This is a genomic window from Tsukamurella sp. USMM236 (assembly GCF_037148755.1).
Classification (GTDB): Bacteria; Actinomycetota; Actinomycetes; order Mycobacteriales; family Mycobacteriaceae; genus Tsukamurella.
The window spans coordinates 235,098-248,113 of the sequence record NZ_JBBCSS010000001.1 but is presented as its reverse complement, the minus strand read 5'-3'; the positions used below and the strand labels follow the sequence as shown (position 1 = coordinate 248,113).

The window sequence follows — 13,016 nt, the reverse complement described above, 5'->3', positions numbered from 1 at the left end:
CTCAAGCGGCGGCGAGCGCCACGGGGCGCGAGCGGGCGCCCAGCAGCTCGCGGTGCACGCCGCCGACGAACTCGATCATCGAGCCGCCGAGCGCATCGCAGACGCTGGCGAGGACCTCCGACGAGGCCTCCTTGCGCCCGCGCTCGACCTCGGAGAGGTACTGCGTGGAGACGCCGGCGTCGCGCGCGACCTCGGCCAGGGTGCGCCCCTGGCGGGTGCGCTCCTGCCGCAGCACGCGACCGAACACCTCGCGCAGCAGCGGGGGGCGCTCGGCCTCGGCCGAGTCGTGCGTCTCGATGCTCGTCACCCCACTCGTCATACGTCCGACCCTATCCGACGGTGCGCTCGCCGGGCGGAGCGTTCACGGTCGGCGAAACCGGCGCGTCGCCGTGGGCCCCCGCGTCGGCGGCGAGCGCCGGCCCCACCCCGTCGGCATCCTCGTCGAGGTCGTCGGCGTCGTCGTCGCGCAGCGGGTGCTCCAGCTCGTCGCTCGGCATCCGGGCGGCGAGGATCGCGATCACGGCGAGCGGCACCGGGATCAGCGCCGCCAGCGTGAAGGTGGCGGTCAGGCCGATCGCCTGGCTCACCGGGCCCGCCAGCGCGAAGGACAGCGGCATGAACACCAGCGAGACGAAGAAGTCCAGGCTGGAGACGCGCCCCAATAGCCGCCGCGGCACCCGCCGCTGCAGCAGGGTCCCCCAGATCACCACCGGCGCCTCGAACAGCACGCCCAGCACGAAGCCGGCGATCACCATGGGCCAGACGCTCTCGGCGATGCCGAAGACCAGCATCGGCAGTGAGGCGACGCCCCAGAAACCCATCATCACCGTCAGATAGCGGCGGGGCATCCTCCGGGCCGCCATGAGCAACGCGCCCGCCACGCCGCCGAAGCCGTACGCGGCCAGGATCATCGAGTGCTCGCTCGCGGCGCCGTGCGCCTGGTCCTTGATCGCGAAGGGCAGCAGCACGTCGATCGGGCCGACGGTGACCAGCACCATCAGGCTCGCGAAGAGCAGGGTCGCGAGCAGCCAGGGGGTCCGCCGCACGTACTGGATGCCCTCCCACAGATCGCGCAGCGGCGAGCCGGGCTCCTCTGCCTCGTCGGCACCGTCGGGCTCCGGCACCCGGATGCGGACCACCCAGAGCGCGGCGAACAGGCAGATCGCGCCGGCCACCAGCAGCGCCGCGCCGGGATCGGCGACGGCGATGATCCACGCCGCGACCGCCGGTCCGACCGCCATCGCCGCGGCGGGACGGACCGCGGACTCGTAGCCGTTGACGGCCAGCAGCTCGGCGGCCGGCACGAGCCGGGGCACCAGCGCGGAGTAGGCGGGGAAGTAGAAGCCGGACACCAGGCCGAGGGCGAGGGAGCCGGCCATGAGGATCGGCACGGTGATCGCGTCGGCGACGATCAGCGCGCCGATGCCGCCGATGACCGCGACCTTGAGCAGCTCCAGCACGAACAGGATCCGCTGCTGCGACACCCGGTCCGCCAGGACGCCGCCCGCCAGGGTGGAGACGAGCAGGCCGATGGAGGCGGCGCCCGAGACCAGCGAGACGCTGGTGGCGGAGCCGCCCATGTCGATCACCTGCCACACCACGGAGACCAGCCACATGCCGTCGGTGGTCAGCGCGCAGAGCAGGGTGACGAAGAGGAGGCGGTAGTCCCGGCGCAGCAGCGGCCGCAGCATGCGGGGCACGCGGCGGGAGCTGAGGTCGGTATGCACCTTTCCACGATGCCGCCCCGGGCCTTTGCGATCAACCGGTTTTCTCGGTTGACCTCAACCATGGTCGACGTATTAGCGTCCGAGCAATGACCATCGACGAGAGCGTGCGGACCGTCGCCGATCGGGGCCGGCTCCGCTGGTTCCTGATCGGGTCCGTCGCGCTGATCTCCTTCTCCGCCTTCGAGTCCCTGGCCGTGGGCACCGTGCTGCCGCGCGCCGCGGAGGAGTTCGGCGCCACCGCCGAGTACTCCGTGGCGTTCGGCGCCGCCTTCGCCGCGATGATCGTCGCGATCGCCTGGGTGGGGCCGTGGGTGGACCGCAGCGGCGTGAAGCCGCCGCTGATCGCGGGCGCCCTGCTGTTCGCGGCGGGCCTGGTGATCGTGGGCGCCGCGCCGGGCATGAGCGTGCTCGCGCTGGGCCGCGGCGTGCAGGGCCTGGGGTCCGGCCTGATCAGCGTGGTGCTCTACGCGATGGTCGGCCGGTTGGTGCCGCCGGAGGGGCGGCCGCGGGTCTTCGCCGCGTACTCGACGGCGTGGGTGGTCCCGTCGCTCATCGGCCCGGCCATTGCGGGCCTCGCGGCCGACACGGTCGGCTGGCGCTGGGTGTTCCTCGGGCTCGCCGGCCCGTCCCTGCTGGCCCTGGTGGCGACGCTGCGGGCCACCGTCGGCCTCGACGAATCTCCGTACCGGAACGACGATCCACCGGACCGCGGGCTGCTGATGGCCGCGCTGGCGGCGGGCGCCGGCACGGCGGTGGCGCAGTTCGCGGCGCCGAAGGGCGGCGCGGTCTTCCTCGCGATCGCGGCGGCCGGGCTCGCGATCGGGCTCCTCGCCACCCGGCGGATGCTGCCCGCGGGCGCGCTGACGGCGCGGCCGGGCATCCCGCGCCTCATGCTCGCGAACCTGCTCATGGCCGGCGCCTTCTTCGCCGCGGAGATCTACGTGCCGCTGTACCTCGTGCACATCGACCGGCTTTCGCCCTTCGCGGCGGGCTCGGTGATGACGGGCGCAGCCCTGCTGTGGGCGCTGGCCTCGCAGGTGCAGGCGCGGATCCCCGCGACGGGCCCGGTGCGCGACCGGCTGCCGCTGATCGGGTCGAGCCTGCTGGTCGTCGCGCTCACGGCGGTCGCCGCGTCCTTCGCGCTCGACGCCCCGTGGCCGGTGATCTTCGCGACGTGGGCGATCGGCGGGTTCGGCATGGGCCTGACCTACCCGACGCTGTCGATCCTCATGCTCGCGCGCAGCGCCGACGACGAGCAGGGCACCAACTCCAGCGCCCTCAAGCTCTCCGACGCCGTGGGCACCGCGCTCGCGATCGCCTGCGCCGGTGCGGTCTTCGCGCAGGTGCTGGCGTGGGGCCACACCGGCTTCGCGGTCACCCTGCTGGTGCCGCTCGCCTCCGGCCTCGCGATGGTGGCGGTGGCCTCGCGGCTCACGGCCGACTAGCGGTGGTGGCGGCCTCGCGGAGCAGGTGCATGGCCCTGCGCACCACGGGGTTCCGGCACTCGGAGTCCTTGACGTAGGCGACGATGGTGCGCCGCGGCGCGGGGTTGCAGACGTCCACGGCGACGGTGCCGGGCGGCAGCTCGGTGGCGCCCAGCCGCGGCAGGACGGTGACGCCGACGCCCCGCGCGACGAACCGCAGCGCGGACGGGTAGTCGGTGGTCTCGACCACGAACCGCGGCGTGAATCCCGCTGCGGCGCAGGCGTCGAGCACGGCCTGACGGCAGGCGCCGCGCCGCACGTCGTTGTCGATCCAGCGCTCGTGCTCGAGCTCGGCCATGTCCACCAGCTCGCGGCCGGCGAATTCGTGGTCGGCGGGCACCACGGCGACGTAGGACTCCACCACGAGGTCCTCGGCGGAGAAGCCCTGCACGGCCGTGGTCTGCCCGTGCTCCTGCCGGACCGCGACGGCGAGATCCGGTCGACGGGCGGCGATCTCGGTGACCTCGTCCTCGATGCGCAGGCGCAGGCGGGTGTCGGGGAACTCGGCGCTGAGCGTCTGCACCACCGAGGGCATCCAGTGCGTGCCGGCGGTGGCGAAGACGTTCATGGTGATCCGGTTGGCCTTGCCGGCCCGCAGGTCGTCGACGGTGGCGCCGAGGTCGTTGAGGCTGCTGAGCACCCCGTCGGCCTCGGTGGCCAGCACCCGTCCGGCGGGGGTGAGCTCGACGCCCCGTCCGACCCGTTCCAGCAGTTTGAGCCCCGTCTCGCGCTGCAGGGCGGCGACGTGCTGCGAGACGGCCGACGGTGTGTAGCCGAGGCTGGCCGCCGCCGCGGCCACGGAGCCCGTGGCGGCGACGGAGCGGAAGATCATGAGCCGGTGTGCGTCGAGCATGGCGCCCTCCATTCAGTTCTACTGAATGATAATGCAGAAATATGCGCTTGTGCTTACTCGGGTGCGGTCGCAGAGTGAGGTCATGACGAAACGACTCCCCGCCCTGGCCCTGGTGGCCGTGATGTTCGCGTGGGCCTCGGCCTTCGTGGTGATCCGCGGGATCGGCCCGCACGTCTCCCCGGTCGCCATGGCGGAGGGCCGCCTGCTGGTGGGCGCCGCCGTCCTCGGCGTGATCTGGGGGATGAACGCCCTGTACAACGGCGGTGTCCGGCTGCCGCGCGGCAGGACGCTCGCGCTCACGATCGGGTACGGCGCGCTGTGGTTCGCGCTGTACACCGTGCTGGTCAACGCGGCGGAGCAGCACCTCGACGCCGGCACCACGGCGCTGCTGGTGAACATCGCGCCGATCATCGTCGCGGTGCTGGCCGGCGCCTTCCTGCAGGAGGGCTTCCCGCCGCTGCTCGTAGTGGGCATCGCGATCAGCTTCGCCGGGGCCGCCGTCATCGCCTTCACCGGCGACGGCCGGCGCGACGGTGCCGGCGTCGCCCTGGCGGTCGCGGCCGCCCTGCTCTACGGCATCAGCGTGGTGGCGCAGAAGCTGGTGCTGCGCACCGTCGACCCGCTCACCGCGACCGCGCTCGGCGCGGGCGTCGGCGCGATCGTGCTGCTGCCCTGGGCGCCCCGGCTCTTCGACGAGCTCGCGGCCGCGCCGATGTCGAGCACCGTCGGCGTGATCTACCTGGGCCTCGTGCCCACGGCGCTCGCCTTCCTGCTGTGGGCCTACGCGCTGGCGCACACCCCCGCCGGGGTCACGGCCTCGTCGTCCTACGCGGTGCCGGGCCTGTCGATCCTGCTGAGCTGGGCGCTCCTGGCGGAGACGCCCACCGCGTGGGGCCTGCTGGGCGGCGTCCTGTGCCTCGTCGGCGTGGCGGTCTCCCGGCTCAGCCCGCGACGTCCCGGAGCAGGACCGACGGCCACTCCTGCACGTCCTGCGGAGTCCGAGCGACCGACAGCGTCGCCCGCGGGAGCGTCCTGCTGAGCTCCTCGGCCGTCGAGACCGGGTGCGACGGATCGTCGATCCAGGCCAGCACGGTGACCGGCACGTCGATGCGGGCGATCTCCCCGAGCGCGGGGAGATCGCTCGCCGCGGCGCCCCGGAAGAGCGAAGGCAGGAGCGCCTCGGGGACGTCGGGTCGCGTCGGCGGGTGTTCGACGGTGGCCGGCGGCGCGACCGCCCCCTCGCCCGCGGCGAGGAACTCCTCCAGCCCGCGCTCCTCGATCAGCGTTGCGGCGGCGCGGTACTCGGCGGCCTTGGCGATGCGCGTCGCCCAGGCGGTGGGCGGCACCATGAGCGTGAGCCCGCTGAACCGGCCGGGCTCGCGGACCGCGGCGTGCAGCAGCGTGCCGGTCCCCATCGACGGGCCGACGCCGTGCACCTGTTCCCCGGGGAACCAGTGGTCCAGGAGCCGCAGCAGGTCGTCGGCGAGGTTCGGCCAGCGGTAGTCGTCGGGAACGGCGCGGCCCGTGGAGAACCCGTGGCCGCGCGCGTCGTAGCGCAGCAGGCGCGTGCCGCTGAGGCCGCGGCCGAGGTCCAGGTCCAGCACCCGGTCGCGGGCGCGGCTGGAGGTGAGGCCGTGCAGCTGCACGACGGGGCGGCCGTGCTCGTCGCTGTACTCGGCGGCGAGCCGCGCCCCGGGGACGTCGAAGCTGGTCATCCGGCCTTCTCTCGCCGCGCAAAGGGGTCGTCGGAGGGCTAGGGTACCGCCCATGCGCCTGACCAACGTCGCCCACCTGCGCCTGCCCTTCGGCCGGCTGTACGGCTACGACGTCGCGGTGTCGGAACCGGGCGCGACGCTGCCGGTGTCCTTCGACCAGGCACGGCACGTGGGTGGCGGGGACCGGCCCGGGTCGTGGATGGCGCTGTCCTTCCGGCTCACCGAGCCCGTGCCGCGCGAGCAGCTCGCCGCCGCCTGGCTGGCGGTGATCGCCCGCCACGGCACGCTGCGGACCGCTTTCCTCCCCGGACCCGACGGGCCGACCCTGCACGAGATCTCGGTCCGGCCGGGGAACTGGGTGGAGCACGCGATCGGCCCGGGTCAGGCCGTCAACGACGCGCTGCGCGACGTGCTCGACGACGCCTGTTCCCCGTATCGTCGTCCGGCACACCGGCTCTGCGTCCTCGAGACCGCCGCCGGTCCGACGGTGATCGTGGCCGCCGACCACTCGCACACCGACATGTGGTCGATGCTCGTGATCGCGCGCGACCTGCTCGCCGCGCTCGAGGACGTCCGGGCGGGGCGCGCACCGTCGACGGAGGCCGTGCCGCCCTTCGTCGACCACACCCGGGCCCTGGCGGACCGTCCCGCCGCGCCGGAGGACGTGCGGCGTCGCTGGACCGAGATCATCACCGCCAGTGGCGGAGTCATGCCCCTGTTCCCCCTGCCGCTCGGCACACCCGAGGCGCACCGGGAGCGCGTGGAGGTCCGCGACGTCTTCGGCACCGACGAGGTCGCCGCGTTCGCCGCGGCGGCGCGGGAGGCGGGCGTCTCCACCCTCTCGGCCACGGTGGCGGCGCTGACCCGCGTGACACTGGACCTCGCCGGGGCTCCGCTGCGCGCCGTGTTCCCCGTGCACAGCCGCTACGACGAGACGTGGCACGACTCGGTGGGCTGGTTCATCACGAACTCGGTGCTCGACTCCCCCTCCGCGGAGCCGGCCGCGGCGGCCGAGGCGGTGAAGGAGGCGGTGCGGCTCGGGTCGTGGCCGCTCGCCGACGTGCTCGAGCAGTGGGGCGGGATGCCCGAGGCGCCGGGCATGTTCGCGATCTCGTGGCTGGACCTGCGACGGCTGCCGGTCCGGGTGGACGCGACCCGGCTCGACGCGCAGTACGTCGGCGCCACCATCCGCACCGACGGGGTGATGCTCTGGTTCATCCTCGACGAGGCGGGGCTGCACCTGCGCTGCCGCTACCCCGACACCCTCGAGGCGCGCGCGAACGTCGGGGCGTGGCTCGACGGGGTGGTCCGCGAGTTGCAGGCCCGCGCCTCGGTGGGCGGGGTGCTGCGCGGCGTCGGCGGCACCTACCGGGTGGAGCGCGCGCGCCGCGACGACGTCCCCGCGATCGTCGCGCTGCTCGCCGACGACGAGCTCGGCGCGACCCGCGAGGTGGGCGACGCCGCCGAGTACGACAGCGCCTTCGAGCTGGTGACGCGCGACCGCTCGCAGTACCTCGCCGTGATCCGCGACGCCGTCGGCGACGTCGTGGGGACGATGCACCTCACGGTGATCCCGGGCCTGTCCCGCAGCGGCTCGACGCGGCTGCAGATCGAGGGCGTCCGGGTGGCCCGCGAGCACCGATCGCAGGGGCTGGGCACCGCGATGATCGAGTGGGCGCACCACCACGGCCGGACCCACGGCGCCGTGCTCTCGCAGCTCACCACGGACGCCTCCCGCGACCGGGCGCGCGCCTTCTACACCCGGCTCGGGTACCGCTCCGAGCACGTGGGGCTCAAGCGCACGCTCTGAGCCTCACTCTCTGAGGCTCGCCCGGGTCAGCCCGCGGCGCGCTTGCGGGCGGGCCGCTCCGGCTGCGCCTCACGGTTCTTCACCGACGCCTTGAGCGCGGCGAGCAGGTCGGCGACCTCGTCGTCCTCGGCCTCCTCCTCGGGCGCCTCGGGGAAGGCGGTGCCGCCGGTGGCCTTGGCCTCGATCAGCTGGCGCAGCTGCACCTGGTAGTCGTCCTCGTACTGCTCCGGGTCGAAGTCCGTCGCCATCGAGTCGATGAGCGAGGCGGCCATCGCCAGCTCCTGCGGGCGGATCTTCACGTCCTCGGTCAGCGCGGGGAACTCGGGCGTGCGTACCTCGTCGGGCCAGAGCAGCGTCTGCAGCACCATCACGTTGCCGACCACGCGGAGCGCACACAGCCGCGTGCGGTTGCGGAGCGTGAAGGTGCAGATCGCGAGCCGGTCCGTCTCCTGCAGCGCCTGCCGCAGCAGCACGTAGGCCTTGGGCGACTTCGACGAGGGCTCGAGGAAGTAGGGCTTGTCGAACATGATCGGGTCGACGTCCTCGCGCGGCACGAACTCCGTCACCGCGATCTCCCGGTGCTTCTCCACCGGCATCGACTTGATGTCCTCCTTGGACAGCACCACCGTGTCGCCGCCGTCGGACTCGTAGGCGTTCGCGATGTTCGCGAACTCGATCTCCTCGTCGGTGCCCTCGCGCACGCGCTTGTACCGGATGCGGACCCCGTCCTTCGAGTCCACCTGGTGCGACTTCGCATCGTGGCTCTCGATCGCGGAGTACACCTTCACGGGCACGTTCACGAGCCCGAACGACAGCTCACCCGTCCATATCGCGCGCATGTGACCATTGTGACTGGTGAGGAGTCATATGGCGAGGGGAGATGCAGCAGCCGTCTCCGGGCTCCGAACGGGTCGCTTCTCGCCCGAGAAGGTGATGCGCGCTGCGCATCACCGAGACCCTGCAGGTCAAGCGCCCTTCGGCGGGCGGGGCGATGCGGGTGGCGCATCGCCGGTCGCGTTCGCCTCTCCGGCGCCCGACCGATAGGACTTCCGCCGCCCGCTTCCCGCGACGAGGGGGCGATGCACCCGCCGCATCACCGGACGTTATCGCCCCAGGTCAGAGGCGATGCGTCCGGCGCATCACCGTTTCAGCGACACAGCTCCCCCGTTTCGGCGCGGCGGGTTCGATAATGGGGCCGTGGCGCAGATCCGGGAGAACCGCGAGGTCGACGGCGTCGGCGTGCAGCTGACCAATCTCGACAAGGTGCTCTATCCCGCCACCGGCACCACGAAGGCCGAGGTCATCGACTACTTCCAGGCCATCGCGCCGTTCGCGCTGCCGCACCTCCGCGATCGCCCGCTCACCCGCAAGCGCTGGCCCAACGGGGTGGACAAGACCGCCTTCTTCGAGAAGCGGCTGCCGAGCCACGCGCCCGCCTGGATCCGCCGCGGCAGCCAGTTCCACTCCGACGGCGAGTCCCAGTACCCGATCATCGAGAACGCCGCCGGCATGGTGTGGCTCGGCCAGCAGGCGGCGCTGGAACTGCACGTTCCGCAGTGGGCCTTCGTGCCCGACGATGCCGTGCCCGACGGTGCCGATCCCGACCGCCCGGAGGTGCCGGGCCCGCCGAACCGTCTCGTGCTGGACCTGGATCCCGGCCCCGACGTCACGCTCGACGAGTGCGCCGCCCTCGCGCTGCGCATCCGCGAGCTGCTCGCCGCGATGGGCATGGACGGCTACCCGGTGACGAGCGGATCCAAGGGGCTGCACATCTACGCGCCCCTGCCCGGCGGCATCTCCGCGCAGGGCGCCCGCAAGGTCGCGCACGCGATCGCGTCGCAGCTGGAGGCCGAATCGCCCGAGCTGGTCACCGCGTCGATGGCGAAGGACCAGCGCGGCGGCCGCGTCTTCGTCGACTGGTCGCAGAACAGCGCGTCCAAGACCACCGTCGCGCCCTACTCCCTGCGGGGGCGGGACCATCCGTGGGTCGCCGCGCCGCGCACCTGGGACGAGCTCGCCCGGCCCGGCCTGCGCCAGCTGGAGTTCGGGGAGGTACTCGCGCGGGCCCTGGCCGAGGGCGACCTCCTCGCCGGCCTCGACGGTGCCGACGTCTCCGGTTCCGACGGTGCCGGGGCCGCGCCGTCGGGACCGTCGGCGCCGCCGCCGGAACCCGTCGACCTCGGCGAGTACCGCGCCAAGCGCGACGCACGGAAGACGCCCGAGCCCTTCGGCGGCGCACCGTCGACCGGCGATCCGATCTTCGTCATCCAGGAGCACCACGCGCGGCGCCTGCACTACGACTTCCGGCTGGAGCACGACGGCGTGCTCGCCTCCTGGGCCGTGCCGAAGAACCTGCCCGACGACCCGGAGATCAACCACCTCGCCGTCCGCACCGAGGACCACCCGATGGACTACGCGGCCTTCGAGGGCAGCATCCCCAAGGGTGAGTACGGCGGTGGCGACGTGACCATCTGGGACCACGGCACCTACGAGCTGGAGAAGTGGCGCTCGAGCGAGGTGATCGTGACGCTGCACGGGAATCGCCTGCAGGGCAAGCGGTACGCGCTGATCCGCACCGGCGAGAAGAACTGGCTCGCGCACCTCACCAAGGACAAGTCCGCGCCCGCCAAGCCGACGGCCGCGCTCGCGCCGGATCCGATGCTGCCCACGGACTCGGCGATCGACGGGCTCGCCGCCGCGGACTGGGCCTTCGAGGGCAAGTGGGACGGCTACCGCATGATCGCGACGGTGCGCGGCGGCACCGTCTCCCTGCGCACCCGGTCGGGCCGCACCGTGACCGGCGAGTTCCCCGAGTTCGAGTCGCTGGCGGCCGATCTCGACGGGATGGACGTGGTGCTCGACGGCGAGGCGGTCGTGCTCGACCCGGACGGCGTCCCGTCGTTCCACCTGATGGCGGGCGGCGACACCCGGGCCGGCGCGGTGCAGCTGTACCTCTTCGACGTCCTGTCCCTGAACGGCGTCGACCTGACGAAGCGCCCGTGGACGGTGCGCCGCCAGGTACTGGAAGGCCTTGCGCCGCTGCTCGAGCACGACACGGCGGTGAGCGTGCCGCCGCTCGTCGACGCGGCGACCGGCGCGGAGGCCGCGGCGCTCAGCGCGGAGCTCGGCTGGGAGGGGATCATCGCGAAGCGGCGGGACTCGCCGTACCTGCCCGGGCAGCGGGTGCGCGCGTGGCTCAAGCACAAGAACTGGCGCGATCTGCAGGTCGCGATCGGCGGCTGGAAGCCGGGGAAGGGCTCGCGGGCGAACGGGATCGGCTCGGTGCTGGTGGGCCTGCCCGCGGAGACGGGGCTCGTCTACCTGGGGTCGGTGGGGTCGGGGTTCAGCGACCGCGACCTGGCGGCGCTCGCCGAGGAGCTGGAGCCGCTGCGCATGCGCCGCTCCCCGTTCACGGCCCCGATCGACGATCCGGAGGCCCGCGACGCGGTCTGGGTGCTGCCGAAGGTGATCGGCGACGTGCGGTACTCGTCGCTGCGCCGGGGCGGTCACCTGCGGCAACCCAGCTGGCGGGGCTTCCGTCGTGACCTGCTCCCCGGCGACCTGCCCTCCGCCGACGAGGCGCCGTGGGAGGGCCCGAGGAATAGTTAGTGCACTATTGATTCGTGCACTACTCTTCTGCTACCGTCGGGACATGACAGATCCCGACCCTCTCGCCCTGGAACGCCAGGTTTGCTTCGCGCTGGCCGTCGCCAACCGCGCGGTGCTCTCGGTGTACCGGCCGATCCTGGCGCCGATGGGGCTCACCCACCCCCAGTACCTCGTGATGCTCGCGCTGTGGGAGGCGTCGCCGCGGTCGGTGAAGGAGATCGCCGAGGCGCTGCAGCTGGACTCGCCCACCCTGAGCCCGCTGCTCAAGCGGCTCGAGGCGCAGGGCCTGCTCACCCGCGGCCGCTCCGCGGACGACGAGCGCCGGATCGACGTTGAGCTCACCGAGGCCGGCCACGCGCTGCGCGAGCAGGCCCTCGCGGTGCCGCCCGCCGTGATCGACGCCCTGGGCGCCAGCCTCGCCGAGCTCGAGGACCTGCACCGCGTGCTCACCACCGTCAACGCCAAAGCGCTCGCCGCGGGCGCACTGAAGGAGTCCCGATGAACGCCGTCCACCGCCCCGATCCCCTGCACTACCTCGCCTGGGTCTACACCGGCTCGCTGCCGGAGCGGAACCGGGAGTGGGTGCGCCGCAACCTCACCCGCCGCAGCTGGGCGTTCCGCCACCTGATCCGCGGCCAGCTCGCCGTGCTCCCGGTGTACGCGCTGCTCATGCTGCTGCCCGGCCCGCTGGCGCTGCGCGGCGCCACGGTGCTGCTCGGCGCGCTGCTCGCGGTCTTCTACAACGCCGCCTACATGCGCCCCAACCGCGCGCGCCGGCTGGAGAAGAACGGCCTCGACCCCGAGCTCGAGAACCCCGCCGTGGCCGAGCGCCGCGATGCGACCCGCGCCGCCTACGAGGCCGCGTACGCCCCCGCCCGCGCCTGACACCCCGCGCCCGACCCGCCGCCACCCGCGCGCGACGGCACCGTCGTAGCCTGGGAGCATGCCCGTCGTCCCGAGCGTCACCGTCCCCGGCGTCCGCGTCGGCCACTTCACCGACGCGGCGGCCCGCACCGGCTGCACCGTCGTGACCTTCCCCGACGGCACCGTCGGCTCCGGCGAGGTGCGCGGCGGCGCCCCCGCCTCCCGCGAGTTCGACCTGCTCTCCCCCGAGCGCTCCGTCGAGGAGATCCACGCCGCCGTGCTCACCGGGGGCTCCGCCTTCGGCCTGGCCTCCGCCGACGGGGTGATGCGCCGCCTCGAGGAGGAGGGCCGCGGCGTCGAGACCGTGGCCGGCCGCGTGCCGATCGTGCCCACCCTGGGCCTGTTCGACCTCATGGTCGGCGATCCGACGGTCCGCCCGACCGCCGAGAACGGCTACGCGGCAGCAGCTTCCGCGAGCACCGACACCGAGCTCCACGGCCTGATCGGCGCGGGCACCGGCGCCACCACCGGCAAGGCCCGCGGCCTGGAGAACCTGCACGACGCCGGCCTCGCGTACGCCGAGGTCCGCGCGGGCGACGTGGTCGTGGGCGCGCTGTGCGCCGTGAACGCCTTCGGCGACATCCTCACCGGCGAGGCCGGGGCCCCCGACTTCGGCGGCTACGAGCCCTTCGGCGGCAACCGGCAGAACACCACCATCGGCGTGGTGATCACCAACGCGAAGCTCACCAAGATCGAGTGCCTCATCCTGGCGCAGGGCGCGCACGACGGGCTGGCCCGCGCGATCGACCCGCCGCACACCCGCTACGACGGCGACGCCTTCATCTCCGCCGCGACCGGCGAGGTGGACGCGAAGGTCGACGTGGTGCGGGCGCTGGCGATCTCCGCCGTCGCCGAGGCCATCCGCTCGCGCGCCTGACGACCTACGCTGAGTCG

At 73.3% G+C, this 13,016-nt stretch carries 12 protein-coding genes; 7 read left to right on the top strand and 5 right to left on the bottom strand.

Annotation, left to right across the window (positions count from 1 at the left end; translation table 11 throughout):
- Nucleotide 1 precedes the first annotated feature (1 nt).
- Nucleotides 2-319 carry a helix-turn-helix domain-containing protein gene (locus WFK95_RS01125; RefSeq protein ID WP_224651735.1) on the bottom strand — a complete coding sequence of 106 codons (318 nt, stop codon included), beginning with the start codon at nucleotides 317-319 and terminating at the stop codon, nucleotides 2-4.
- A gap of 10 nt (nucleotides 320-329) precedes the next feature.
- The gene (locus tag WFK95_RS01120; RefSeq protein ID WP_224651733.1) at nucleotides 330-1,727 is read right to left on the bottom strand and encodes an MFS transporter; all 1,398 of its coding nucleotides are present in this window, start codon (nucleotides 1,725-1,727) and stop codon (nucleotides 330-332) included.
- An 86-nt stretch (nucleotides 1,728-1,813) separates the two neighbouring features.
- Between WFK95_RS01120 and WFK95_RS01115 the strand changes: the two genes are divergently transcribed.
- Complete coding sequence (locus WFK95_RS01115) at nucleotides 1,814-3,172, top strand: MFS transporter (RefSeq protein ID WP_336669628.1); 1,359 nt, start codon at nucleotides 1,814-1,816, stop codon at nucleotides 3,170-3,172.
- Here WFK95_RS01115 and WFK95_RS01110 read toward each other — a convergent pair.
- Entirely contained in the window at nucleotides 3,159-4,064 is a 906-nt protein-coding gene (locus tag WFK95_RS01110; RefSeq protein ID WP_336669627.1) for a LysR substrate-binding domain-containing protein, read from the bottom strand. The two genes, WFK95_RS01115 and WFK95_RS01110, sit on opposite strands and share 14 nt — an antisense overlap.
- Before the next feature lie 82 nt (nucleotides 4,065-4,146).
- Here WFK95_RS01110 and WFK95_RS01105 point away from each other — a divergent pair, with 82 nt between their 5' ends.
- A complete protein-coding gene (locus tag WFK95_RS01105) occupies nucleotides 4,147-5,103 on the top strand; it encodes a DMT family transporter (RefSeq protein ID WP_336669626.1) in 957 nt (318 codons plus the stop codon).
- Here WFK95_RS01105 and WFK95_RS01100 read toward each other — a convergent pair.
- Complete coding sequence (locus WFK95_RS01100) at nucleotides 5,006-5,779, bottom strand: alpha/beta fold hydrolase (RefSeq protein ID WP_336669625.1); 774 nt, start codon at nucleotides 5,777-5,779, stop codon at nucleotides 5,006-5,008. The two genes, WFK95_RS01105 and WFK95_RS01100, sit on opposite strands and share 98 nt — an antisense overlap.
- Nucleotides 5,780-5,831: 52 nt before the next feature.
- Here WFK95_RS01100 and WFK95_RS01095 point away from each other — a divergent pair, with 52 nt between their 5' ends.
- On the top strand, nucleotides 5,832-7,589 hold the full coding sequence (locus WFK95_RS01095; RefSeq protein WP_336669623.1) for a GNAT family N-acetyltransferase: 1,758 nt from the start codon (nucleotides 5,832-5,834) through the stop codon (nucleotides 7,587-7,589).
- A 26-nt stretch (nucleotides 7,590-7,615) separates the two neighbouring features.
- Here the strand turns inward: WFK95_RS01095 and ku are convergent, their stop codons facing one another.
- Nucleotides 7,616-8,428: a non-homologous end joining protein Ku gene (gene ku, locus WFK95_RS01090; RefSeq protein ID WP_224651721.1), complete on the bottom strand. Its 813-nt coding sequence runs from the start codon at nucleotides 8,426-8,428 to the stop codon at nucleotides 7,616-7,618.
- 358 nt (nucleotides 8,429-8,786) lie between these two features.
- On the opposite strand from ku, the gene WFK95_RS01085 reads away from it, so the two are divergent.
- The 4 genes from WFK95_RS01085 to WFK95_RS01070 are packed head-to-tail and all read left to right on the top strand — an operon-like array spanning nucleotide 8,787 to nucleotide 12,999.
- Nucleotides 8,787-11,198 (top strand): ATP-dependent DNA ligase, encoded by a 2,412-nt coding sequence (locus WFK95_RS01085; RefSeq protein WP_224651718.1) that lies wholly within the window; start codon nucleotides 8,787-8,789, stop codon nucleotides 11,196-11,198.
- A 43-nt stretch (nucleotides 11,199-11,241) separates the two neighbouring features.
- On the top strand, nucleotides 11,242-11,700 hold the full coding sequence (locus WFK95_RS01080; protein ID WP_224651716.1) for a MarR family winged helix-turn-helix transcriptional regulator: 459 nt from the start codon (nucleotides 11,242-11,244) through the stop codon (nucleotides 11,698-11,700).
- The gene (locus tag WFK95_RS01075) at nucleotides 11,697-12,083 is read left to right on the top strand and encodes a DUF5313 family protein (protein WP_224651714.1); all 387 of its coding nucleotides are present in this window, start codon (nucleotides 11,697-11,699) and stop codon (nucleotides 12,081-12,083) included. Before WFK95_RS01080 ends, WFK95_RS01075 begins: the two co-directional genes overlap by 4 nt.
- Nucleotides 12,084-12,141: 58 nt before the next feature.
- Complete coding sequence (locus WFK95_RS01070; protein WP_224648047.1) at nucleotides 12,142-12,999, top strand: P1 family peptidase; 858 nt, start codon at nucleotides 12,142-12,144, stop codon at nucleotides 12,997-12,999.
- Nucleotides 13,000-13,016 lie beyond the last annotated feature (17 nt).